At 71.4% G+C, this 24,586-nt stretch carries 15 protein-coding genes; 11 read left to right on the forward strand and 4 right to left on the reverse strand.

What is annotated here, in order from left to right; all coding sequences use genetic code 11:
- Positions 1-50: 50 nt before the first annotated feature.
- Positions 51-1,214, reverse strand: coding sequence for a porin (locus ABS52_18600; GenBank protein ID ODT00371.1), 1,164 nt, complete (start codon positions 1,212-1,214; stop codon positions 51-53).
- 447 nt (positions 1,215-1,661) lie between these two features.
- On the opposite strand from ABS52_18600, the gene ABS52_18605 reads away from it, so the two are divergent.
- From ABS52_18605 to ABS52_18650, 10 genes are all read left to right on the forward strand, one after another.
- Positions 1,662-2,519 carry an ATPase gene (locus ABS52_18605; protein ID ODT00358.1) on the forward strand — a complete coding sequence of 286 codons (858 nt, stop codon included), beginning with the start codon at positions 1,662-1,664 and terminating at the stop codon, positions 2,517-2,519.
- 11 nt (positions 2,520-2,530) lie between these two features.
- Positions 2,531-3,700 (forward strand): hypothetical protein, encoded by a 1,170-nt coding sequence (locus tag ABS52_18610; protein ID ODT00359.1) that lies wholly within the window; start codon positions 2,531-2,533, stop codon positions 3,698-3,700.
- A gap of 58 nt (positions 3,701-3,758) precedes the next feature.
- Positions 3,759-4,844 carry a hypothetical protein gene (locus tag ABS52_18615; protein ID ODT00360.1) on the forward strand — a complete coding sequence of 362 codons (1,086 nt, stop codon included), beginning with the start codon at positions 3,759-3,761 and terminating at the stop codon, positions 4,842-4,844.
- The gene (locus ABS52_18620; GenBank protein ODT00361.1) at positions 4,841-5,881 is read left to right on the forward strand and encodes a hypothetical protein; all 1,041 of its coding nucleotides are present in this window, start codon (positions 4,841-4,843) and stop codon (positions 5,879-5,881) included. Before ABS52_18615 ends, ABS52_18620 begins: the two co-directional genes overlap by 4 nt.
- 2 nt (positions 5,882-5,883) lie before the next feature.
- The gene (locus ABS52_18625) at positions 5,884-6,273 is read left to right on the forward strand and encodes a hypothetical protein (GenBank protein ID ODT00362.1); all 390 of its coding nucleotides are present in this window, start codon (positions 5,884-5,886) and stop codon (positions 6,271-6,273) included.
- Positions 6,270-6,845, forward strand: a complete 576-nt coding sequence (locus ABS52_18630; protein ODT00363.1) for a hypothetical protein — start codon at positions 6,270-6,272, stop codon at positions 6,843-6,845. Before ABS52_18625 ends, ABS52_18630 begins: the two co-directional genes overlap by 4 nt.
- Positions 6,846-6,938: 93 nt before the next feature.
- On the forward strand, positions 6,939-8,273 hold the full coding sequence (locus ABS52_18635) for an amino acid transporter (GenBank protein ODT00364.1): 1,335 nt from the start codon (positions 6,939-6,941) through the stop codon (positions 8,271-8,273).
- 366 nt (positions 8,274-8,639) lie between these two features.
- Positions 8,640-11,546 carry a hypothetical protein gene (locus ABS52_18640; protein ID ODT00365.1) on the forward strand — a complete coding sequence of 969 codons (2,907 nt, stop codon included), beginning with the start codon at positions 8,640-8,642 and terminating at the stop codon, positions 11,544-11,546.
- Positions 11,547-11,630: 84 nt separating this feature from the next.
- Positions 11,631-12,854 carry a hypothetical protein gene (locus ABS52_18645; protein ID ODT00366.1) on the forward strand — a complete coding sequence of 408 codons (1,224 nt, stop codon included), beginning with the start codon at positions 11,631-11,633 and terminating at the stop codon, positions 12,852-12,854.
- 1,886 nt (positions 12,855-14,740) lie between these two features.
- Positions 14,741-15,370: a D-alanyl-D-alanine dipeptidase gene (locus ABS52_18650; GenBank protein ODT00372.1), complete on the forward strand. Its 630-nt coding sequence runs from the start codon at positions 14,741-14,743 to the stop codon at positions 15,368-15,370.
- 107 nt (positions 15,371-15,477) lie between these two features.
- Here ABS52_18650 and ABS52_18655 read toward each other — a convergent pair whose 3' ends face one another.
- From ABS52_18655 to ABS52_18665, 3 genes are read right to left on the reverse strand one after another with little or no spacing between them, the layout of a single operon-like run.
- Positions 15,478-17,820, reverse strand: a complete 2,343-nt coding sequence (locus ABS52_18655) for a hypothetical protein (protein ID ODT00367.1) — start codon at positions 17,818-17,820, stop codon at positions 15,478-15,480.
- A 37-nt stretch (positions 17,821-17,857) separates the two neighbouring features.
- Entirely contained in the window at positions 17,858-21,754 is a 3,897-nt protein-coding gene (locus ABS52_18660) for a hypothetical protein (protein ODT00368.1), read from the reverse strand.
- Between the two features lie 42 nt (positions 21,755-21,796).
- Positions 21,797-23,506 carry a hypothetical protein gene (locus tag ABS52_18665; GenBank protein ID ODT00369.1) on the reverse strand — a complete coding sequence of 570 codons (1,710 nt, stop codon included), beginning with the start codon at positions 23,504-23,506 and terminating at the stop codon, positions 21,797-21,799.
- 337 nt (positions 23,507-23,843) lie between these two features.
- Here ABS52_18665 and ABS52_18670 point away from each other — a divergent pair, with 337 nt between their 5' ends.
- Positions 23,844-24,494, forward strand: a complete 651-nt coding sequence (locus tag ABS52_18670; GenBank protein ODT00370.1) for a hypothetical protein — start codon at positions 23,844-23,846, stop codon at positions 24,492-24,494.
- Positions 24,495-24,586 lie beyond the last annotated feature (92 nt).

Consider the following 24,586-nt stretch of genomic DNA (forward strand, 5'->3'; position numbering starts at 1 on the left):
CCCACTCGCGCCACCGACCTCCCGTCTCCCCCCTCCCGTCTCCCCTCTCCTCAATAGTTGAACTGCGCCTGCAGCCGGAGGAAGCGCCCCTGTTGGCGATTGCCGATGGTCGCATTGTCCTCGAAGACGCGGTCCGAAACGGTGTACTGCGCGGTGAGCTCGAGGGCGCTGAAGGGGAGCCACTCGATCCCCGCCTCGAACTCGTGCACCTCGTAGTGCTTCGCGTCCTGCTCGATCTTCTTCCCGCCATGGTAGGAATGCAGCCGGGCAAAGGGTTGGATCACCTGCCCGTGCCCCTGCCAGCGGTACATCGACTGCACGAAGCCACCCTGCAGCCGGCGATCCTCGATGGCGTGCGTCGCGGCGACGAACTCCGGCCCCCTCCCCCAGTTGTACTCGGCGACGACGCCGAACGGCTGCGCATACCACACGAGCGTGGCGGCGATGCGCTCGTCGTCGTACTCGGGGCGCGCGGCGACGCCGCTCGACTTCGACGGCACCACGAAACGGCCGCGGTACGCCTGCACGCTCGTCTCCACGAACTGCCCGCTGGGGAGGCGCCATGGATAGGTGAGGCGGGCAACCGCGTGCAGCGAGTTGTTCGCCTCCGCGCGGTTCGCCGTCTGGCCGTTCATCACCCCCACCCCGAGCACGCCATAGTCGCCCGACCCCTTGAGCCCGCTGTCGGTCAGGATCCGGAAGCGCTTCCTGGCCTCGGCGCCGGCGTAGTAGTAGAACACCCCGATGTCGCGCTCGTTAGGCATGGCGCTGTTGAGGGCATCGTTGCGGTCGAGCGGGAGGCGGTTCGACGACGACTGCAGGTTCTCGAAGCCGTACGGCACCTTGCTCTGGCCGATGCGGAGCCGGTGCGCCTTCCGCGCGTCGAGGTTCACGTCGAAGTAGGCATCGCGGATCTGCAGGTAGTTCTGTCCGCCCGCCGCTTCGGCCCCGAAGTCGGGCTGGATGTAGAACGAGACACGCGGATGCAGGTCGCCGCTGAACACGAGGCGCCCCCGCCGAAGGAAGAAGCCGCCGTTGTTGCCGATGGATCGGTCGCACTGCGCGCAGGAGAGCCCCTCGTTCGTCTCGAGCAGCCGGTTGTAGCGCACCTGCGTGTAGCCGCGCAACGAGATCTTCTCATACCAGGGCCTGGCCCCGGGCTTCTGTGCGGCCGACCCTTGCGCGTCGCGTCGCGTGGTCGAATCGTGCGTCACCACGGCGCGGGGTGCCGCCTCGGCGCCGGCCGACGCCAACGTCGTGTCCCGGTTCGCGGCACGCGCCGGGGTCGCCCGACCCCGCTGTGCCTCCGCGGAAGCGGCCATGAGGAGGAGGACGGTGAACGGGATGGCGACCCGATTGATCGAACGCATGAGACTGGAAATGGTCCGGGGGGTAGAAGGGGTGCGGGGCATCACGCACGCGGCGGCCGCACGTGGCGGCCGTTACAATTCACGAGGAAATCTGTTACGAACGCTGCGGTCACGAACCGACGTGTCCCGGTGTGACGGACTCGTTACATCGGGCGATTCTCCGGCGGAACGAGGGAATTCCTGACTTCTTCTCCCCAGGGCGCCGACCGTCGTGGTCGGGTGACGCCATGCGAGGGAAAGGCGCGAGGTGAGGCTCTGGTGAAAGACGAGATTCGCAGGATCCAGGAGGTGATGGAGCGCGAGGCGTACATCACCGATCGCCAGATCGCGACATCGATCTTCCTCGCCTCGGCCCTGGGAAAGCCGCTGCTGGTCGAGGGGCATCCGGGCGTCGGGAAGACCGAGATCGCCAAGGTGCTGGCGAGCGCGCTTGGCGCCGACCTCATCCGCCTGCAGTGCTACGAGGGGCTCGACGCGAACACGGCGTTGTACGAGTGGAACTACCCGCGTCAGCTCCTTCACATCAAGCTCGGCGAGCACGCCCCCGGCACGCTGGCCGAGAAGGAAGCCTCGCTCTTCAGCGAGTCGTTCCTCCTCAAGCGCCCGCTGCTCGCCGCCATCACGCACACGGGACGCCCGCCCGTCCTCCTCATCGACGAGGTCGACCGGAGCGACGAGGAGTTCGAGGCCTTCCTCCTCGAGATCCTCTCCGACTTCCAGGTGACGATCCCGGAGCTGGGGACGATCCGTGCCGAGGCACGCCCGGTGGTGGTGCTGACGTCCAACCGCACGCGCGAGCTGTCCGAGGCGCTGCGGCGTCGCTGTCTCTACCTGTGGATCGATCATCCCAGCTTCGAGAAGGAGCTGCGGATCGTCCGCACGAAGGTCCCCGGGCTGAGCGAGCAGCTCGCCCGCGAGATCACGGGCGTGCTGCAATCCCTGCGGAAGATGCGCCTGGCGAAACACCCGGGGATTGCCGAGTCGCTCGACTGGGCGGCGGCGCTGGTGGCGCTGCACGCGGACCACCTCGACGTGGACGTCGTGCGCGAGACGATGGGATGTGTCCTGAAGGACGACGGCGATTTCCAGGTGCTGGAGCGTGAGCTCGCCGCGGGGCGGCTCCCGGCCCTGGCGTCCTTTGCCGGCTAGGGGGTGAGCCGGTGAGCGCCGAGCGTCCTGTCGTCGACGACGCGCCGGTCCCGGCCGACCTCGTGGCACGCGTCGTGTCGTTGTGTCGCGCCCTCCGGGAGCGCGGGGTCGCCGCGACGCCCGCCGAGTCGATCGACGCGGCGCGAGCACTGGGTCAGGTGGACCTCGGGGATCGTGACGAAGTCCGGTTGGCGCTGCGCACGGTGCTGGTGAACCGTCGCGAGGATTTCGACGCGTTCGACGCGGCGTTCGACGACGCCTGGGGCATCGCGGCGGGCGTCGCGTCACCGATCCCCCTTCCCGGGCCGCGGCGCGAGCTCGCGGGCAACGCGCCACCGGGCGCGCGCCGGCCGCCCCCGGTGTCGCTGCAGAACTGGATGAGGCCCTCCGACGTCGAGACCGGGGAGGTGATCCCGGTGCGCGCCGCCAGCGACCGGGAATCGTTAGGCAGCCGGGACTTCGCCCTGTACGGCGCCGACGACGAGGAGGCGTTCCGTGCGCTCGCCCGTCGGATGGCGCGCCGGCTCGCGCTCCGGCGCAGCCGGCGATGGAAGTCGGCGCGGCGCGGCGAGCGCATCGACCTGCGCCGGACGGTGCGCGCCTCGCTCCGCACCGCGGGGGAATTGCTGCGCCTCGAGCGCCGGTCGCGGAAGCGGCGCCGCACCTCGCTGGTGGCCCTGTGCGATGTGTCGGGGTCGATGGAGCTGTACGCCCGCGTCCTGCTCCAGTTCCTCCACGCGCTGCAGAACACCTTTGCCCGCGTGGAGAGCTTCGCCTTCTCCACTCGGCTCACGCGCCTCACTCCGCTCCTGCAGGGCGTGCGCTACCGCGACGCGCTGCGCGACCTGGGGCGCGAGGTCCAGGACTTCTCGGGAGGGACGCGCATCGGGGCCTCCCTGCAGGCCTTCATCGAAGGCCACGCGGCGCTCGTCGACCGGCGCACGATCGTCCTCGTCCTGAGTGATGGCTGGGACGTCGGCGATCCGGAGGACCTTGCCTCCGCGATGCACGCGCTGCACGATCGTGCGGGGCGCGTCATCTGGCTGAACCCGCTGATGGGCGCGGCCGACTACACCCCGGCGACCCGCGGCATGCAGGCGGCGCTCCCGTACATCGACATCCTGGCGCCGGGACACAACCTCGACGCGCTCGAGCGCCTGGTGCGCCACCTCACCCTGTAGGGGCCACCGGGCGTCGCTCCCCTCGCCACCCCGGGTGCCGCATCGCCATCTTCCTGTCATGACCGACACGCTCTCCCTCCCGCCCGGACCGGCCGCGGTCGCCACCCTGATCGCCACCGACGGCACGTCGCCCAAGGAGGCGGGGGCCAAGATGTGGGTGGACGCGAGCGGCGCGATCGTCGGCGCGGTGACGATTGGCGGGTGCGTGGATGCCCGCGTGATCGAGGAGTCGGCGCGCGTCCTCGCCGAAGGGCGGCCGGCGCTGGTGCAGATGTCGTTAGGCGACGAGGACGCCTGGGCGCTGGGGATGACTTGCGGCGGGTCGGTCGAGGTGCTGATCGAGCCGGTCAACGCCGCCGAGCCGGCCGATCCGATCGCTCGCGCGCTCCGGGTGGCACGGGGCGAGGTGGAGGCGGGGCGGCGCGCGGTGATCGTCGCGCCCCTCGACGGGCGGAACGATCGCCTCGTCGTCTTCGAGCCCGGCGGGCGCGAGGGGACGCTGGGCGACGCGGCGCTCGATGCCGCGGCGGTCGCGGCATGCAGCGCGTATTTTGGCAGTGCCCGTTCGGGGACGGCGATGGTGCGCGCCGCCGGGGAGGCGGTGCGCCTGTACTTCGAGCTGCACGCCCCACCCCTCACGCTCGTCGTGTTCGGGGCCACGCACGTGGCGATGCCGCTCGTGGAGCTGGCGGGGGTGCTGGGGTTGCGCACGGTGGTGGTGGACGGGCGCGAGCGCTTCGCCACGCGCGAGCGCTTTCCCGCCGTCGACGAACTCATCGTGGGGATGCCGTCGGAAATCGCCGAGCGGCTGCCGTTGGGGGCGCACACGCTCGTGGTCCTGCTGTCCCACGACTACAAGTACGACCTCCCGGTGCTCCGCGCGGTCCTGGCGTCGGACGCGGCGTATGTGGGTTGCCTCGGGAGCACCCGGCGCGGCAAGGCGATGCTCGACTTCCTGGCCGAGGAAGGGGTGGCGCCGGAGCGACTGGCGCGCGTCCGGATTCCCATCGGCCTCGACATCGGGGCCCGCAGCTCGGCGGAGATCGCCCTGAGCGTCCTCGCCGAGGCGGTAGCGGTGGAGCGCGGGCGGGGGGGCGGGGCGATGCGCGACCGCCGGCGGGCGGGGGGGGCAGGCGCCGAGTGAGGGCCTTCCGTCACACCCGCGAGGAGGGGAGCGAGGCGCTCGCGCCGGGGCAGGTGGTGGCCCACGACGTGCGCGACGCCGCGGGGCGGGTGGTCCTGGCCAAGGGCGGCGTCCTCGATGCGGCGGTGATCGAGCAGCTGCAACCCCTTGCGTGGCGCGAGTTGCACCTCCTGGTCCCGGGGCCCGGCGACGTCCTCGAGGGGGTCGCGGGGAGCCGCCTGGCGACGGCCGCGGCCGGGGCGGGCGTCGCCGTCCGCGCGCCGGGCGCGGGGGCGTGGCCGCTGGAATCGATGCACCGGGGGCTGCTCGAGGTGCGGCGGGCGGCGCTGGAGGAGGTGAACCTGGTCGAGGGGCTCTGCATCTACACGCTGTACGACGGGCAGGTGGTGGACCGCGGCGAGGTGGTGGCGCGCGCCAAGATCGTCCCCTTCGCGATCGACGAGGCGACGCTCGTGCGCGGCGAGACGTCGGCGCGCGCGGCCGGCGGCGTGGTGGCGGTGCGGGCGTTCCGGCCCGTGACGATCGGCGCCGTGGTCCAGGAATCGTTAGGTGCGCGGGCGATGGCGCGTTTCGAGCAGGCGCTGGGCGAGAAGGTCGAGTGGTTCGGTTCGCGACTCCTGTCCCCGGCCTTCGTGCCGCCCGAGCCGGGCGCCGTGGCCGCCGGGCTGGCGCGGATGCTGGCGGAGGGTGCCGAGATCGTGGCGCTCGCCGGGTCGCGCCCCATGGACCCGCTCGACCCCGCGTTCGAGGCGTTGGCGCGCATCGGGGCGACGATGGAGCGGCATGGCGCGCCGGCGCACCCGGGCTCGCTCTTCTGGCTGGCGCGGGCCGGCGACGTCCCGATCGTCGGGATGCCGGCCTGTGGGCTCTTTTCGCAGGCCACCGTCTTCGACCTCGTCCTCCCGCGCCTCCTCACCGGCGAGCGAGTGGGGGCGCGCGAGGTGGCGGCGCTGGGGCACGGCGGCTTCCTGACGCGCGACATGGCGTTCCGCTTTCCGCCATATCGCGCGGCGCGCGAGCGCGGCGCGGTGGAGTGACGATGAGCACGCCCTACGGCCCCATCGTCATCGAGCACTTCCGCCATCCGCACAACCAGGGGGCGCTGCCGAACGCGACGATCTCGCAGGAGGGGGCGAACCCGTTGTGCGGGGACCGGGTGCGGATCCAGCTCCTGCTCGACGGCGACGTGGTGCGCGACGCGCGCTTCACGGCCAATGCATGCGCCATCTGTGTCGCCTCGGCGTCGATGCTGACCGACCTGGTGCGCAACGCGCCGCTGGACGAGGTGGAGACGCTGCTGGTCGACGACATCCTGCGGTCGCTGGACGCGCGCATCCCGCAGATGCGGATGAATTGCATCCGGCTGCCGTTGACGGTGATGCACGCGGCGGTGCACCTCCACCGGCGGGCGATGGAGGAGGGGGCGTGATCGGCGCCGTGGTGCTGGCGGCCGGGCGTGCCGAGCGGTTCGGCGGCGACAAGGTGCTCGTGCCGCTCCGCGGCGTGCCGGTCGTTAGGCACGTCGTGGACCGCCTGGTGCGCGCCGGAGCCGCGCCGGTCGTGGTCGTGGGGGGCGGGGCGGCCGAGGGGGTGCGCGGGGCGCTCGCCGGCACCGGCGCCGAGGTCGTGGTGAACCCGGAGCCGGCGCGCGGCCTCAGCGCCTCGCTGCGCGTCGGGGTCGAGGCGCTCCCCGCCACGTGCGACGCCTTCTTCGTGGCGCTGGGCGACCAGCCCTTCGTGGAGGTGGACGTCCTGCGGCGGCTGGCCGAGGCGTGGCGCGGCTGCAACGCGGCGGCCGTCGTCCCGATCTACCGCGACGGGCAAGGGAACCCGGTGCTGTTCGACGGGACCATGCGACGCCGGCTGCGGGCGCTGGCCGGCGATGCCGGGGCGCGGACGCTGCTGGCGGCGATGGGCGATCGCGTGGTGCGGGTCGCGGTCGATGCGGACGCGCCACGGGACATCGACACTCCGGCCGACCTGCAGGCGCTGGAGGCGTAGGGAGCGCGCCGGCCGGGGCGCACCCTTGCGGGCGCGGTGCCCGCGGGGCAGCTTGCCGCCCGCTTCCTCCGCGACCCCAACCACGGCCGATCCATGACCGGTGCGCTCAAACGCACGTTAGGCACGACTGACCTCACCCTGCTCGTCATCGGGAACGTCATCGGGAGCGGGATCTTTCTCGTCCCGTCGACCGTCCTTCGCCAGAGCGGGGAGTCCGTCCCCGTGGCCAGCGCGGTCTGGCTGGTGGGCGGCCTCCTGTCGCTCCTGGGGGCGCTCTCGTACGCCGAGCTGGGCGCCATGGACCGCGGATCGGGGGGGCTGTACGCCTTCATTCGCGACGGGTTCGGCGCGTTCCCGGCGTTCCTGTACGGCTGGACGCTGTTCTTCGTGATCGGGAGCGGGACGGTGGCGACGCTGGCGGTGGCGGCGGCCAACTACATGGGGCAGTTCGCCGTGCTGTCGCCGGTGGCGAGGAAGGGGATCGCGACGGCGCTGATCGTGCTGATGGCGGTGATCAACGTGCGCGGCACGCGCGAGAGCGCGTCCGTGCAGAACATGGCGACCGGCATCAAGGTCGTCGCGATCCTGCTCATGTCCGCGATCCTCTTCGCGTTAGGCGACGGGGGCGCGTCCGCGGCGGTGGCGTCGGCCCCGGCCGCCGCCCCGGTCACCGGGGCGTCGTTCTCGGGGGTGGGGCTCTCGATCATCGCGGTGCTTTGGGCGTACGAGGGGTGGCAGTACGTGACCTTCGCGACCGGGGAGTCGACCGACCCGCAGCGTTCCTTCCCGCGGGCGATCGTCCTCGGCACGGCGACGCTGATCGTGATCTACCTGGTGGCCAACTTCGCCTACCTGGCGGCCCTGGGGCCGGCGCGGGTGGCGGCGTCGGAGCGCGTGGCCGGCGAGGCGGTGGCGCAGGTGCTGGGTCCCGCCGCGGGCGGGGTCATCGCGCTGGCCATCATCATCTCGATGTACAGCGCGGCCCACGCCACCGTGATCACCTCGCCGCGGGTGTACTACTCCATGGCGCGGGACGGCCTGTTCTTCAGGCAGCTGGCGGAGGTACACCCGCGCTTCGGGACGCCGGCGCTGGCGATCATGGCCAGCTGCGCGTGGGCGATCGTCCTCGCGCTGAGCGGGACGTTCGAGCAGCTGCTGACGTACGTGGTGTTCGTGGGGTGGATCTTCTATGCGTTGGGCGCGGCGGCGGTGATCGCGCTGCGTATCAAGCGCCCGGCGGCGGAGCGGCCGTTTCGCGTTCCCGGCTATCCGGTGACGCCCGTCGTGTTCGTGCTCGCGGCGGCGGCGATCGTCCTCAACACCATCGTGGAGCAGCCGCGGCAGTCCGCGCTGGGGATCGGCGTCGTGCTGCTGGGGGCGCCGGCGTACCTGTGGTGGCGGTCGCGCCGGGCGGGACGGGCGGGGTAAGGGAGAGCGGCGCCGGCGTGCGGGCGCCGGCGGGGGGAGGGGGACCTCGGCGGGGCCCGCGGGGTTGACGCGCCCGGGTTGACGCGCCCGGGTTGACGCGCCCGGGTTGACGCGCCCGGGTTGACGCGCCCATGAACGCCTACCAATTTGGCGCTAGAATTGTATACATTTCCGCGTACTCCACTCTCCCCTGCCGGCTCGCCCCGCCGGCTCCACCCCCACCGCCCCCGGAGGAGCCACATGACGCGTGATTGTCGGATCGGCCCAGCGCGACCCGCGCCGGTGCCAGCGGCACTGCGACGTTGGTCCACCCTGCTCGCGATACTTGCCGCCCTCGCACCGACGACCGCCCGGGCCCAGGGTGGGGTGGTCGCCGGGACCGTCGTCGACGCCCGCACCCTGCGCGGGGTCGACGGCGCCCAGGTCTCCGTCGAGGGGACGTCGCTGGGAGCCCTCAGCGACGCCAGCGGCGGCTTCCGCATCACCGGGGTGAGCGGGACGCAGGTGACGCTGCAGGTGCGACGCATCGGCTACCGCCCCGCGTCCCAGGTGGTGCGCGTCGGCCACACCGACATCCGCGTGACCATCACCGAGCAGGTGGCGACGCTCAGCGAACTGGTCATCACCGGGACGGCCGAGCCGGTGGAGAAGCGCGCCATCGGGAACTCGGTGACCAAGGTCGATGCCGCCTCGGTGCAGCAGATCGCCCCGTCGCCCGACGTCTCGGGGCTGATCAACGGGCGCGCGCCGGGGGTGGTCCTGATGGGCGGGTCGGGGGCCGTCGGCTCGGGGCCGCGCATCCGCGTGCGCGGGGCCGCGTCGCTCTCGCTCAACGACCAGCCCCTCATCTACATCGACGGCATTCGCGTCCCCAACGACGTCTCCGAGGGGCCGCGCTCGCAGTTCTTCTCGTCGGGGGTGATCTCGCGCCTCAACGACCTCGATCCCGAGAACATCGAGAGCATCGAAGTCATCAAGGGCCCGTCAGCGGCAACGCTGTACGGAACGGAGGCGAACAACGGCGTCATCCAGATCGTCACCAAGCGCGGCAAGGCCGGACGCGCCGTCACGTCGCTCAACACCCGACTCGGGCAGAACTGGTTCCAGGGGGCCGAGGGGCGCATCGGCAAGACGTACCGTCGCATGCCCGACGGCTCCATCGCCACGTGGAATCCGGTGGCGGTCGAGGAGGCGCGCGGCGCGGAGCTCTTCCAGGCGGGGCTCTCGCAGGCCTACAGTCTCGGGATCAACGGGGGGACCGACGTCGCCCGGTACAACTTCACCGGCACCTACGACAACAACAAGGGGATCGAGCCCACCAACCACTTGTGGCGCTGGGCCGGCGCGGGGAACGTCTCCATCTCGCCGTACAAGTCGCTCGACATCCAGGCGTCGTTCAACACGATGCAGGGTAGCATCAACGTCCCGCTCGAGGCCGGCGGAGGCGCGTGGTTCTCGCTCTACTTCGGCCAGGCGCCGATCACCGATGCCGAGAAGCTCCGCCGCGGATACTACTCCGCCCCGCCGGAGGCGTTCTGGGGGGCGTTCAAGCAGTTCCAGGACGTGAAGCGCACCACGGGATCCGTCCAGGTCAACCATCGCCTGGGAACGTGGCTCAGCCAGCGCCTGGTCGTCGGCAACGACTTCACCGGCGAGAACAACGTCAACCAGACCCAGCGCATGGGTCCCTTCTTCCGCCAGTTCTTCGGGAACCCGACGGACCAGAACGGGACGAAGCTCACCCGCCGGCGCGAGCTGTCGGTGACCTCGCTCGACTATGCCGCGACCCTCAAGCAGGTGCTCTTCGGCTTCCAGACGTCGACGTCCTTCGGTGCGCAGTACTTCAAGCGGCAGACGTACGCGCTGTCGGCGCGTGGTGAAGGCTTCCCGGCGGGCGGACTCACGCTCGTCGACGCCGCGGCGACCACCTTCGGCGGCGAGGACTTCTTCGAGAACTCCACGCTCGGCTTCTATGGCCAGGAGCAGTTCAACCTCAACGACCGCATGTACGTCACCGCGGCCGTGCGCGTCGACAACAACTCGGCGTTCGGCGAGGACTTCTCCTGGACGACCTACCCGAAGATTGCCGGCACCTGGGTCATCAACGAGGAGCCGTGGTTCAAGCTCGGCTGGATCAACCAGCTCAAGCTGCGCGCCGCGTACGGCCAGACCGGCCAGCAGCCGGCGGTCAACTCGGCGCTTCGCACCTACGCCGCCACCACCGGCGGTGACGGCGGCTCGGCGGTGACGCCGCAGTCGCTCGGGAACCCGAACCTCAAGCCGGAGCGCGGCTCGGAGATCGAGTTCGGCTTCGACGGCGCCTTCCTGAACGAGCGACTGAGCGCCGACCTCACGTTCTACCGCCGCAACACCACCGACGGGATCCTGTCGCAGTCGGTCGCGCCGTCGTCGGGCTTCTCCGGATCGCGATTCATCAACATCGGCGGGATCCGGAGCCAGGGGGTCGAGCTGGCGTCGCGCTTCAACGCGTACTCGAGCAACGACTTCAACGTCGACTTCGGCTTCAACATCTCGAAGAACGACAACGAGGTGACCGACCTGGGCAACCTGCCGCTGGCCGTGGACCAGAACGGGACCAAGTTCATCCAGGTCGGCGCGCAGCGGCACATCATCGGCAAGCCGGTGGCCTCCTACTACGACCTGAAGGTCGTGAAGGCCGACTACGACCCGGTGTCGAAGCGCGCCATCAACATGATGTGCGACGACGGCCAGGGGGGGACGGTGGCATGCCTGACGGCCTCCGGCCAGCCCAACGCACCGCGCGTCTACATCGGGCGTCCCGACCCGAGCCTCGAGGGATCGTTCAACTCGACCGTCACGCTGTACCGCTCGTGGCGCCTGTACGCACAGTTCGACTTCAAGGGCGGCAACCGGATCCTGAACAACAACGACCGCGCGCGCTGCCAGGTCTTCAACCAGTGCCTCGCCAACCTCGAGCCGGAGAAGTACGACCCGGTCTACGTGGCGCAGATCCAGTCGTCGAACATCCTCCGCCACTGGATCTACCAGGACGCGAGCTTCACTCGGCTGCGCGAAGTCTCGGTGGGGTACACCATGGCGCCGCGCTGGGCCCAGCTCGTCGGGGCGCGCACCGGGTCCGTCACGCTGTCCGGGCGCAACCTGGCGCTGTGGACGTCCTACGGGGGCACCGATCCCGAGAACTTCTTCACCCTCGAGCAGTTCGCGCGCACCGAGCAGGCCCAGGTGCCGCCACTGGCCCAGGTGATGTTCTCGCTCTCGCTCACGTTCTGACCCCTTCCGTTCGACGACGCCAGGAGAGATAGCATGATGACCCGATGCTCCATTTCGCGCGCGCGGCGGATTGCCCGGACGGGAGTGGCCCTCGCGGCCGCCTCGATCGGCAGCGGAGCCCTGACCGCGTGCAGTACCCTGCTCGAGGCCGATGCCCCGAGCCGCATCCTCGAGTCGACGCTCCTCAACGCCGCCAACGCCCCGGTGCTGGTGGCCGGTGCGGTGGCCGACTTCGAGTGCGCGTACGGCAACTTCATCCTGACGGGCTCCACGCTCACCGACGAGTTCTCCGACTCGCAGGCGAACGCGGCCACCTGGGACATCGACCGCCGCACCAACTTCCCCTCCACGTCGCTGTACTCGACCGGCGGGTGCGGCGGTTTCGGTGTCTACACGCCGATCTCGACCGCCCGTTTCCAGTCCGACCAGGCGTTGCGCCTGCTGGATGGATGGTCGGACACGGAGGTGCCGGGACGCGCGGCCCTGATCGCCCGCTCGGCCGCCTACGCCGGCTACTCGTACATCATGATGGGGGAGATGTTCTGCTCTGCCGCGTTCGACCTCGGGCCGGAGTTGCAGCCGGCGGCGGTCTTCGCCCTCGCCGAGCAGCGCTTCACCCGCGCCATCGACACGCCGGGGGTGCCGGCGGACGTGAAGAGCATGGCGCTGGTCGGGCGTGCGCGCGCCCGCATCAACCTGGGCAAGAAGGCCGAGGCCGCGGCCGATGCCGCGCAGGTGCCCGACAACTTCGTCTTCAACGCCCGCACCAGCGCCGCCGCGGGGCGAGCCGAGAATCGCCTGTTCCGCTTCAACAACACCAACGGGACCGTGACCGTCGACTCGCAGTATCGCAACCTGACGGTCAACGGCGTCCCCGACCCGCGCGTCCCGGTGGTGGATGCCGGGCGCGGGGCGTCGATGCCGACGGTGCGGCTGTGGACGCAGCAGAAGTACAAGTCGCTCACCGACCCGCTCCCGGTCGCCACGTGGCGCGAGGCCCGGCTGATCCAGGCCGAGGTGGCTGGCGGACAGGTGGCGGTCGGGATCATCAACCAGCTGCGCGCGCGCCACTCGCTCGCGCCGTTCGCCAGCACGGTGGAGGCGGAGATCCAGGCGCAGGTCCAGGAGGAGCGTCGTCGCGAGCTGTTCGTGGAGGGACACCGGCTCTACGACACGATTCGCTTCAACGTCCCCCTGAAGCCGGCGGTCGGCGCCCCGTTCCCCAATGGCGGCGGCACCTACGGCGCGAACAAGTGCCTCCCGCTTCCCGACGTCGAGCGGCTGAACAACCCGGGCATCGCGGGTTAGGCCGCCGGGCAATGCGTAGTTCGTGAGTCCCCCACTCACACCCCCGTGCCCCGTGGACGCGCATTGCGCCTGCGGGGCACGGTGCGTTTCCTTCCTCCTCACCCCCGCAACCAGGAACGCCCGTGATGATCGTGCCCACGACGCGGCGCCGGCGCGCGGCCGCCGTCGCGACTGCCCTGGCCCTGACGCTGGCGCCGTGGGCGCGTACCGGCGCCCAGGCCAGGACCATCGGCCCCGATGCGCATTACACCGAGGTGGCGCGCAGGCTCAGTGCCTTCATCGAGCGCGAAATGCGCGACAAGGCCATTCCCGCCCTCTCCATCGCCCTCGTCGACGACCAGCAGACGGTGTGGGCGGCGGGATTCGGCGAGGAAGACCCAGCCACCCACCGACAGGCCGACGCGACGACGGTGTACCGCGTGGGCTCGGTCTCGAAGCTGTTCACCGACATCGGGGTCATGCAGCTGGTGGAGCGGGGCGAGGTGGATCTCGATGCCCCCATCGCGCGGTACCTGCCGGATTTCCGCCCGCGCAATCCGTCGGGCAAGGCGATCACGCTGCGCCAGCTCATGTCGCACTACTCGGGGCTGGTGCGCGAGCCGCCGGCCGGGCACTACTTCGACGATCGCGGGACGACGCTGGCGGCGACGGTCGCGTCGCTCAACCAGACGGCGCTCGTCTATCCCCCGGAGACGCGCCGGAAGTATTCCAACGCGGCCATCGCGGTCGTGGGATACTTCCTGGAACGGCACAGCGGTCGTCCGTTTCCCGCGTACCTGGCCGAGGCGGTGTTGCAGCCGCTGGGGCTGGCCTCCAGCGCCTTCGACCCCCGTCTGGATCTGGTCGCGCGCCTGGCGAAGGGACAGATGTGGACGCTGCACGGGCGCACCTTCGACGCCCCCGGTTTCCAGCTGGGGATGGCGCCGGCGGGGAGCATGTACAGCACGATGCCCGACCTGGCGCGCTTCATGAGCGCCCTCTTTGCCGGGGGGCGCGGGGCCGGCGGGTCGGTGCTGCAGGCGGCCACGCTCGAGGCCATGTGGCAGCCGCAGTACGCGCCCCGCGGCGCGCGGCGCGGCGCCGGGATCGGGTTCGTGGTCGGCGCCCTCGAGGGGCGGCGCACGGTGAGCCACGGCGGGGCCATCTACGGCTTCGCCACCCAGCTGACGGCCCTGCCTGACGAGAAGCTCGGCGTCGCGGTGAGCGCGGCGCGGGACGGGATGAACGCGCTGACCGCGCGCTTCGCCGACGAGGCGTTGCGGCTGATGCTGGCCGCGCGCGCGCAGCGGGCGCTCCCGTCGCTCGACACGACGGCGGCCACGACCCGCGCGGTGGCCGCGGCGTTCGCGGGGCGCTACGTGCGCGGGGACACGGTGGTCGAGGTCGTCGTGCGCGATTCGCACGCGACGTTGTCCTCGACGGCGATGGACCACCCCCAGGGGCTGCGCCAGTGGCGGGGCGACACGCTGATGGCCGACGACGGCATGTCGTACGGCACGCGGGTCTGGCGGCGCGGCGACGCCCTGTACGTCGATGGCACGCGCTATCGTCGCCAGCCGCAAGGCACCCGGCTCCCTCCCGCGCCGCCGGTGGCCTGGCGCGGCCTGGTGGGGGAGTACGGGTGGGACCACAACGTCCTCTATATCCTCGAGAAGGGAGGGCGCCTGACGGCGCTCGTCGAGTGGTTCTTCGAGTACCCCCTCACCCGGGTGTCCGACGACGTGTATGCCTTCCCGCCCTCGGGGCTGTACGCCGGTGAGCGGCTCGTCTTCACGCGCGACGCACATGGCCGGGCGACGCAGGTGGTGGCGGCGAGCGTGGCATTCCCCCGGCGCACCTGGGTCGGGGAGAACGGTGACGTCTTCCGCATCACGCCGGTGAAGCCGGTGGACCAGTTGCGCTCGGAGGCGCTGGCCGCGCGTCCGCCCGTCGAGGAGGGCGACTTCCGGCCGAGTGACCTGGTCGAGCTCACCACGCTCGATTCCACCATCCGGCTGGACGTGCGCTACGCGACCGACCGCAACTTCCTCAGTGTCCCGGTCTACACCCAGGCGCGCGCCTTCCTGCAGCGCCCGGCCGCCGAGGCCCTCGTGCGCGCGCACCGGAAGCTGAAGTCGTTAGGCTACGGCCTGCTGATCCACGACGGCTACCGTCCCTGGTACGTGACGAAGATGTTCTGGGACGGGACGCCGGAAGACAAGCACACCTTCGTCGCCGACCCCGCCCAGGGCTCGCGCCACAACCGCGGCTGCGCGGTCGACCTCACGATGTACGACCTGCGCACCGGCGAGCCGGTGGTGACCACGGGCGGGTATGACGAGATGTCGGACCGCTCGTATCCCGACTATCCCGGGGGGACGTCGCGGCAGCGGGCGTTGCGGGAGATCCTGCGCTCGGCGATGGAGGGGGAGGGGTTCACCGTGTACGAGGCCGAGTGGTGGCACTTCGACTACCAGGACTGGCGGCGCTATCGCATCGGGAACCAGCGCTTCGAGGAGTTCGCCGGGGGGCGTTAGGCGGGAGGCGCCAGGCCGGACCACCGGAACGCGGCGCGCCCCGCTCCCGCGTGGGTGCGGGTATGGGTGCGGGGCGCGCCATGCGGTGGGTCGGGCGCTCGCCGATCCTAGAACGCCAGCATCTGCGTGAACTTCACGATCAGGGCGCGTCCCGGGACCGGGGCATCGGGGGTGATGATGCGCTGGTCGTTGTAGACGATGAACAGGTCGCTCAACGGATGGTGGATGAGGTTGAAGCGCACGTTGGCGTTGAACTGCCGGGTCACCTCGTCGTACTGTGACAGGGCGTCGATGAACATGTTCGTGGTGAACGAGTAGTTCAGCTTGGCCGTGACGAGGTTGTTCACGAAGGCGACGTTGGGGCGGTCGAGCGTGGCGGCGGTGCGTTGCACGCCGAGGGTGGCGCGCAGGCGGTAGCCGGCGCGTATCGTGACGGAGCCGTTGACGGTGCGCTGGCTCCCCGCGTAGAGCCCGCCCCAGATGATGCGGGTGTCGGTGGAGATCGGGCGGCTCTGGTCGCTGACGATGTAGACCATCCAGTCGGTCCAGCCGTAGCCCCCGGCGGGAATGGGCTCCGCCATCTTCGCGTTCGGCTTGAAGGGGACGAGCAGGCGATTGTAGCGCGGGTTGGCGGAGAGCTCGACGACGGCGCCGTTGTTGAAGAAGGCCGACCAGCCGGTGTGCAGGTTCTTCGACACCATGTCGCCGGTCTCGAGATCCTCCTGGTAGTCCCACACGATGTGCGGGTGGAACTCGCGGACGCCGTGCGCGCGGAGCCAGTCGGAGCGCGGGCGCAGTCCGGTATCGAGGAGGTACTTCCGGATGTCGGTGCGGCGATAGTAGCCCAGGTCGTTCTGGAAGCCCGGGCCAAGCTGCATCATGCCGCCCTTGGCGTGGAAGAAGTTGCCCTCGCGGTTGACCGTCGAGCGCCATGCGTAGCCGCCGGCGCCGGCCCCGGTGGCCTCGGTGCGCACGACGTAGGAGTTCCAGTCGAGGGTGCGGAAGAGGCGCAGGTTGTTGTCGATGCCGTAGACGCGATTGACGTAGTCGCCGCGCCCGCGCACGGCCCCGGTGTCCGGCCCCCCGAGGTTGATGCGCTGCATGGCGAAGACGCCGAGGTCGTTGCCGACCCGCCCGAGATTCTGCCGGAAGCGGAACACGCTGGAGTTGGCGCGCCGGTTGGCGTCGTCGCCGCGCTCGTTGATCGACAGGATGCCAAGGCGCGATGACTCGGTGAGCCTACCCGTCAGGCGCAATCCGCCGTCGATCGGAACCTGCACCCCGGTGGAGGAGAGGCCGATGCGCCGCGAGAAGAAGAGGAGGTTGTCCTCGTCGGGGGTGGGGACGGTGTTCACGCGGTTGTTGCGGGCGGCATCGCCAATGTAGAACACGCCCGAGTTCTCGAGGAAGAAGTCGCGCTTCTCGGGGAGGAAGAGCGAGAACTGCGTGAGGTTGACCTGCTGCTCGTCGGCCTCGGCCTGGCCGAAGTCGGGGTTGAGGGTCACGTCGAGCGTCAGCCCGGGCGTGATGGCGGCCTTGAGGTCGGCGCCGACGTCCACGTCGCGGGAGAAGCGGGGGGAAGGGGCGGTGGTGGTGCCAAGGGCGCGCACCGTGTTCCCGGCGATGTAGGGCTTCACGCGCAGGTCGCGGCCGGCGCTCCCCACGCGGAGCCCGACGACGTTCCCGGCGAGGGAGACGCGATTCAGGTTGAAGGCGCGCGGGACCGGGGACCAGAAGTCCACTTCGTTCTTGCGGCGGATGTGCCGCGAGAAGTTGACGCCCCACGGTTGCCGGGAGGCCTGGTCGAACCGCAGGGCCCGGAAGGGGATGCGCATCTCCACGCTCCACCCGTCGGCTGCGCGTTGCGTGCGCACGTCCCACACGGCGTCCCAGCTCTGGTTCACCTCGCGCCCTTCGAGGGCGACCTGCCGGTCGTGACGCGCCCCCTCGACGTTCGTGCTGAAGACGTAGCCGTTGCGCCGGTCGCCGAAGGTGTCGAGGAGGACCTCGAAGTCGTCCTGGTCCTCCTCCTTGAAGTCCTTCCGGATGTCGGTGGTGATCGTCGCGTCCGGCTGCGAGTCGTGCAGGTGCGCGGCGATGTACAGGTAGTCGGCATCGAAGGCGATCCAGACGTCGGTGCGCTCGGTCGCGGGACGTCCCTCCAGCGGTTCCGCCTGCACGAAGTCGGAGGACGGGGCGTTCTGGCGCCATGCGGCATCGTCGAGGATGCCGTCCACGCGAATGCCCGCCTCGACGGGAATGGCGAGGAGCTCGCGCCGTGCGTCGGCCGCGCGGTGTCCCTCGGGGCGGATTGCAGCTGCCGATGGCCCGCGGGCGGCGGGGCCGGTCGGCGCGGGGCGCTGCGCGCTGGCGTGCGCCGGAACCAGGGCGGTGAGGGCGAGGGCGGCGACGAGCGCGGCCGCGTGCGTGGCGGCGCGCGCCGTGGTCATGGGGGAGACAGGGGGGCGGGGGGCAGGCACGTCGCTTTCACCAGGGCGGTGGCGGGGAGGGGGATCGTGGGGCGCTCCCGAAAGTACGCGTAGCCGGAAGGCGGCGTTCGTCCTCCCGTCTCGGCGTTAGAACGGCCTTATCCTGCGCTGCGGCTGGCGCCTGTCGCGGCCGGCCGTCGGCTAGTGGAAGTCGTGACTCCGGGCCCACGCCTCGCCGGCATCGGCCTTGAGTGGGGTGAAGCGCTCGCCCCGCAGGTTCACCACCCCGCCCTCCACCTGCAGCGTCCCGCGGACGAGGAGGAGGGGAGAGGTGGAGATCATGAGGGCCTGCCGTTCGAAGCGCCTCGGGGTGACGACGACGTTGAGGATCCCGGTCTCGTCCTCCAACGAGAGGAAGACGAAGCCCTTGGCCGTTCCGGGGCGCTGGCGGCAGATCACGAGCCCCGCGTGGGCCACGTGCTCGCCGTCGCGCCCGGATTGTTGCAGCTCGCGGGTGGTGCGGACGCCGTTCGGGCGGAGGAGTTCGCGCAGGTGCCGCATCGGGTGGCCGTTGAGCGAGAGGCCGGTGAGGCGATAGTCGGCGTCGGTGGTCTCGAGGCGCGACATGGCCGGGAGGGGAGGGCGGGTGGGGCGCGAGCGCGACGGGGCGAGGGGGCCCGCATCGCCGCGGACCGCCTCGAGGACGCGCCAGAGGGCGACACGCCGGCGTTCGGCGGGGGGGACGTCGGGGACCATGCGGTCGAACGCCCCGGCCTCGGCGAGGGCACGGAGGGCGCGCTGGTCGAGGTTGGCGCGCCGCACGACGTCGGTAATGTCGCGGAAGGGGCCCTCGCCGAGGGCACGCTCGAGCTTCTCGCGCGCGGCGGCGCCGAGGCCGTGGACGAGGCGGAGGCCGAGGCGCACGGCGGGGGCCCGCGGCGCGGGCGTCCCGTCCCGCGCGTGTTCGCGCGCGTGTTCGCGCGCGTGTTCGCGCGCGTGTTCGCGCGCGTGTTCGCGCGCGTGTTCGCGCGTGTTCGCGCGCGGCGCTCCGCGCGCGCTCCCATCTCCCGTCTCCCGTCTCCTGACTCTCCTCCGTCTCCCGCCTTCCGTCGGGCCTAACGCTGCCCTCCGCACCGGCGTCCACCCCTCGCCGGATCCCCACCTCCACTCCCCTCGGCACCACCACGTCGCCACTCGCCAGCTCCAGCGCGTGATCCCACGCCGAGCACGTGAGGTCGACCGGGCGCACCTCCACGCCGTGCCGCTTGGCGTCCTCGATCAGCGTCCCCACCGAGTAGAACCCCATCGGCTGCGCGTTCAGGATCGCCGCGGTGAATTCCGGCGCGTAGTAGTGCCGCAGGTAGGCCGAGGCATACACGATCAGCGCGAAGCTCGCCGAGTGCGACTCGGGGAAGCCGTAGTCGGCGAAGGCGTTGATCTGGTTGTAGATCCGGCGCGCGACGTCCTCGGGAATCCCGTTGCGCGCCATCCCCGTGATCAGCTTCTCGCAGATGGCCGCCATCCGCTCGCGCGAGCGCTTGTGCCCCATCGCACGGCGCAGGTTGTCTGCCTCGCCGGGGGTGAAGCCAGCGGCGGCGATCGCCACCTGCATCCCCTGCTCCTGGAAGAGCGGGACGCCTAACGTGCGCTTGAGGATCGGCTCCACCGCGGGGTGCGGGTAGGTCACCTCCTCCTCGCCGGCGCGCCGCCGGAGGTACGGGTGCACCATCTCTCCCTGGATCGGTCCCGGGCGGATGAGGGCGACCTCCACCACCAGGTCGTAGAAGGAGCGCGGCTTGAGGCGCGGGAGCGTGTTCATCTGCGCCCGGCTCTCCACCTGGAAGACGCCGATGGTGTCGGCGGCGCACAGGTCGTCGTACACCGCCTGGTCCGTCATGTCGAGCTGCCCCAGGTCGATGGTCACGCCGCGTGCCGCCCGGATGTACTTGAGGCAGTCCTGCAGCACCGTCAGCATCCCGAGGCCCAGCAAGTCGATCTTGACCAGCCCCACCGGGTCGAGGTCGTCGCGCTCCCACTGGATCACCGTGCGGTTCGGCATCGAGGCCGGCTCGATCGGGACCACCGTGCGCAGCGGCTCGGCGGTGAGGACGAAGCCGCCCACGTGGATGGAGCGATGGCGGGGTGCCTGGTGCAGTCCCTCGACGATGTCGGGAAGGACGTGCACCCGGCGGTCGTTCGGGTCGAGGCCGGCCTGGGAGAGGATGGTGGAGGCGAGGCCGGATGGGGGACGGGGGGATGGGGTGCCTAACGGTTGCCCCCCGGCCTCCAGCCGCCCGGCCAGCGCCCGGTTGCGGGCGTTCTGCTGCAGCGTGACCTGCGCGTTGGCGTTGCCGAACGGCTCGTAGCCCTTCGATCGCCTGTGCGCCTCCTTCTCCTCGCGCATCCGGCTCACCGCCTCGGTGCCGTGGACCATCCCCTGTCCCACGCGCTCCGCCAGCAGCCGCTCGGCGCTCCACTCCTCCTGCTTCCTGCGTGGGTCGTCGGGGATCCCGGGGCGGTCGCTCTGCGGGTCGAGGTCGTACTCGCGTGCCAGCATGTCGGCGGGCGCCGTCCCCGTCCGCAGCGCCTCGGCCGTCGCCCGGGCCGAGAAGCGATCGCTGAGCGCGCTCAGCACGTCGGCCTGCTGCACCGAGAATCCCAGCACGCGCGCCGCATCGCGCACCGCCGAGCGGCCCCGATAGGTGATCTGCTCGCACACCATGGCGGCATGCTCGCGCCCGTAGCGCTCGTAGACGTACTGCAGCACCTTCTCGCGGTCGCGGTGGGCGAAGTCGATGTCGATATCGGGGGCCTCCTGCCGCTCCTCGCTCAGGAAGCGCTCGAAGAGGAGTTCGAGACGGATGGGGTCGACGGCGGTGATGCCGAGGCAATAGCAGACGGCGGAATTGGCCGCCGAGCCGCGCCCCTGGCAGAGTACCCCTTCGCGGTGGGCGAAGCGGACGATGTCCCACACGATCAGGAAGTACCCCGCGAGCCCCAGGCGCCGGATGGTGTGGAGTTCGTGCGCCACCTGCGCGCGGTGCCGGTCGGTGCAGCGGTCGCCCCAGCGCTCGCGCATCCCCTGTTCGACGAGGCGGGCGAGGTATTCGTCGGCGCTCACGCCGGGGGGGAGGGGGAAGGTGGGGAGCGAGGGGCGCAGGTCCTCGAGGCGGAAGGTGCACCGTTCGGCGATGGCGGTGCTGGCCCGCAGCCCGGCGTCATCGCCGCGCCAGCGGCGTTGCAGCTGCTGGTATCCCTTGAGGTACCACTCTCCGTTGGGGCGCAGGCGCCTCCCCATCGTGTCGAGCGTCCGTTCGTGCCGCAGCGTCGACAGCACGTCGTGCACGATGCGTCCCGTGGGGAGGGCGTAGTGCACGTCGTTGGTCACCACCCAGGGGATGCCTAACGATTTCGCCAGCGGGATGAGGTGCCGGACCAGCGCCCGCTCCTCGGGGAGGTGGTGGTCCCACACCTCGATGGCGAGGCGCCCCTCGAAGAGGTCGAGGAGGGTGGCGGCCGCTTCGCACGCCCCGTCGAGGTCACCGGCGGCGATGCGCGACGGGACCCAGCCCCCGGGGCACCCGGTGAGGGCGAAGATCCCGTCGGCGTGCCGGGCCAGGGTGTCGAGCGTGACGCGCGGACTCCCGCGCGGGTTGTCCATCCGCCCGCGGGTGATGAGCGAGGCGATGTTGCCGTACCCCGTGCGCGATTCGGCCAGGAGGACGAGGTGCGTGGGGGTGCCGTCCACCTCGAGGGTGAGTTCGCAGCCGAGGATCCCGCCGATCCCGGCCTCGCGCGCCGCCTGGGCGAAGCGCACCGCTCCCCCCAGGTCGTCGTGGTCGGTGAGGGCCAGCGCCGGCATGCCCAACGCCTTCGCGCGCGCCACGAGCGCCTCCGGCTCGGAGGCGCCGTCGAGGAGGGAGAAGACGGAGTGGCAGTGGAGTTCTATGAACAACAGAAGACGAGAAGACGAGAAGACGAGAGGGGGCGACGGGGATCAGTCGTACCAGCCGTGGATGTACCAGGCGTTGCCGCTGGCGGTGCAGTCGCGGTAGAGGACGAGGTGGGTGGTACCGGTGGTATCCTCGCAGCGCCAGTAGTCGCGGGCGTAGCCGGCGTCCCACCAGTCGCCCGTGAGGCGTTCGGGGCCGATGGCGCGCCCCACCTTGATCACCTGCTGTCGCCAGCGGATGGCGCGCGGGGGACCATCGGCGATGCCGTCGGCGGTGCGCACCTCGGCGCGCTCCGGGGGGTCGAGCTGGCGGAGGGCTGGGGGGTGGGGGAGAGAGATGGAAGAGGGCGCCGCCGGGCGCTCCCCTCCCGGAGGGCGATAGGCGGCCGGCGAGCGTTCGCGGACGAGGGAGAGTTCGCGTGGCACGTCGGTGCGCGGTACGTCGGTGCGTGGTACGTCGGTGCGCGGTACGTCGGTGCGTGAAGGCGACGTGGACGTCGTCTCCTGCTGCTTCGTCGCGGACGCGGCGCCCCACGCCGCACCCCCGTCTCCTGATTCCCGTTTCCCGTCGGGTTGCGCGCTTGCCACCTCCTCGACGCGCTCCCATGCCCCGGCCCGGTCCGGCCGGTGCGTGTCGCGCAGCACGGGGCGGACGATGGCGCCCGTGCCTAACGCCGAGCGGAGGCGGGCGAAGGCGGCGTCGGCGGCGGCCGGGTCACGCCAGGCCGGGTCGAGCAGTTCGCCCTGGGCGCCCTGCAGCGGTGCGGTCGCCGTCACCGCGACGGCGACGGCGCATACCGGCGCCTGCAGCGTCCACTCCTCCAGGAGGGCCCGGCACCGCTCCAGGAGCGGGGCCACACGGGCCAGGGGGCGCGGGAGGCGCACCTCGCGCGTGACGGTGTGGGTGTGCGTGGGGGCAGGGAGGGCCCCGCGTGCGTCGTCGAGCGAGAGGGTGATGGCCACGACCGCCGCCGCCCGTCCGTCCCGCACCAGGTCCTGGACCAAACGATCGAGAGCGGCCCGTACGAGGAAGAGGATCGGCTCCATGGTCGGGACGCTCGGCGACAACTCGGCGGTCACCGCGCGCGGGGCGTCGAGCCGGGCCAGCACGGGGCGCCGTGGGTCTTCACCGCGCGCCAGGTGCCATGCCGCCACCCCGTTCGCGCCCCAGCGGCGTTCCACGTCCTCGGTGGCCAGTGTCGCGAATGCTCCCGCCGTGCGCACGCCGAGTGCCTGCAGTGTCTCGCGGAGTTCCTCGTCCATCGGGACCAACCCCAGCGGGGCGGAGGCGAGGTAGCGGGCGCAGCCGCCGGGGGGGACGATGACGATTGCGTCGTCCGGAGCGTCGCCTGCGTGTGTGCCTGCGTGCGTGCCTGCGGCGCGCCGGAGTTCGCGCGCGGGATGTCCCGTGGCCCAGGTGGCGGCGCGCGCTGCCACGCAGGAGTCGGCGATCCCGACGCGCGCCCCCGGGTGCCAGCGCCGGGCGATGGCGAGGAGGCGCCGGGCCAGTGCCGCCTCGCCGCCCAACGCGTCGAGCCCGCTGGCCCCGATCCACCAGGTTCCCGGGGCCCCCGCCGCCGGGGTGACTTGCGGGCTCGCCTGCACGAAGGCGGCACTGGCCCGCGTCACGGCGCGGGCGATGGTCTCCTCGTCCCAGTGGGCCACGCGCAGCGACGCGCAGCGTGAGCGTGCCTCGGCGATCGTCATCCCGGCCCGGATCCGCGCGTCTCCCGCCGCCGCCGTCGCTGCGCGCACCCGCTGCCCCTCGAGGAGGGCGACGGGGAGGGCGTCCCAGTGAGGGAGGGGGGGTGGTGGGGGGGAGGAGGGGGACGGGAGGACGCCGCCGGCACCCGGGGCGTTAGGTGCGCCCGGGGCGTTAGGTGCGCCCGGGGCGTTAGGTGCGCCCGGGGCGTTAGGTGCGCCGGGGGCGTTAGGTGCGCCGGGGGCGTGAGGCGCGCCGGAGGCGTGAGGCGCGCCGGAGGCGTGAGGGGTGCCGGAGGCGTGAGGGATGCCGGAGGCGTTAGGTGCGCCGGGGGCGTTAGGCCCCCCGGGGCGCGGTGGCATTGCGGCGCGCGGGCTCGCGCCGGGGGGGGTGGGCGTCGTCGCCCCGCTCCCGCCCCCCGCTCCGCCGGGGGGGCAGGAGGAATTCGTCGCGCCCGATGGCCGGTTCGGCGCAACGTCGCTTGTGGGCGAGCGTGGCGCCATGTGCTGGGGCGCCATGTGCTGGGGCGCCATGTGCTGGGGCGCCATGTGTCGTGGCGCCACCACGTCCTCCAATCCCATCGGCAGGAGGAGTTGTTCGTCGGACCCCGGGGGCATCAGGAGCGACCCGTTCCCCTCGACGATTGCGCGCTGCCACACCGCGGCGATCGGGAACCTGGGGATGCGCACACAAGCGACGCGCCACTGCGATTGCACAGCCAACCTCCACGACGTGATGCGTTCCTCCCTTCTCCACCGACACCTGCAGAACGAGCGATGGGCGAGCGAGACGCGCGATAAATTGCGCGAACAGGCCGCGAAGCTCGACGCTGTCTTGCAGACCGCCGGGTTTGCGGCTGTCGGTGGCACGGCGTTGTTTCGTCTGGTCAGGCATCGCCATGCGTCAGCCTATCATACGACGCTGGCGCGACGGCGAATCTGGTGCCGGCGCTTCGATTGGGCGGATGATCTGCTGCGCTTCGGCCTGCCGCTCAACGACGCGGCGCTCGAGCGTCTGGCGCTGGCGCTGGCGGATATCTGATTCCATCGCGCTCACACGCCGGCCCAAGGCACGATGATCATGCGATGCTCGTGCCCGGTGCGATAGGCGGTGACGCGGAACACGTCGGCCAG

This window comes from Gemmatimonadetes bacterium SCN 70-22, from assembly GCA_001724275.1.
Lineage (GTDB): Bacteria > Gemmatimonadota > Gemmatimonadetes > Gemmatimonadales > Gemmatimonadaceae > SCN-70-22.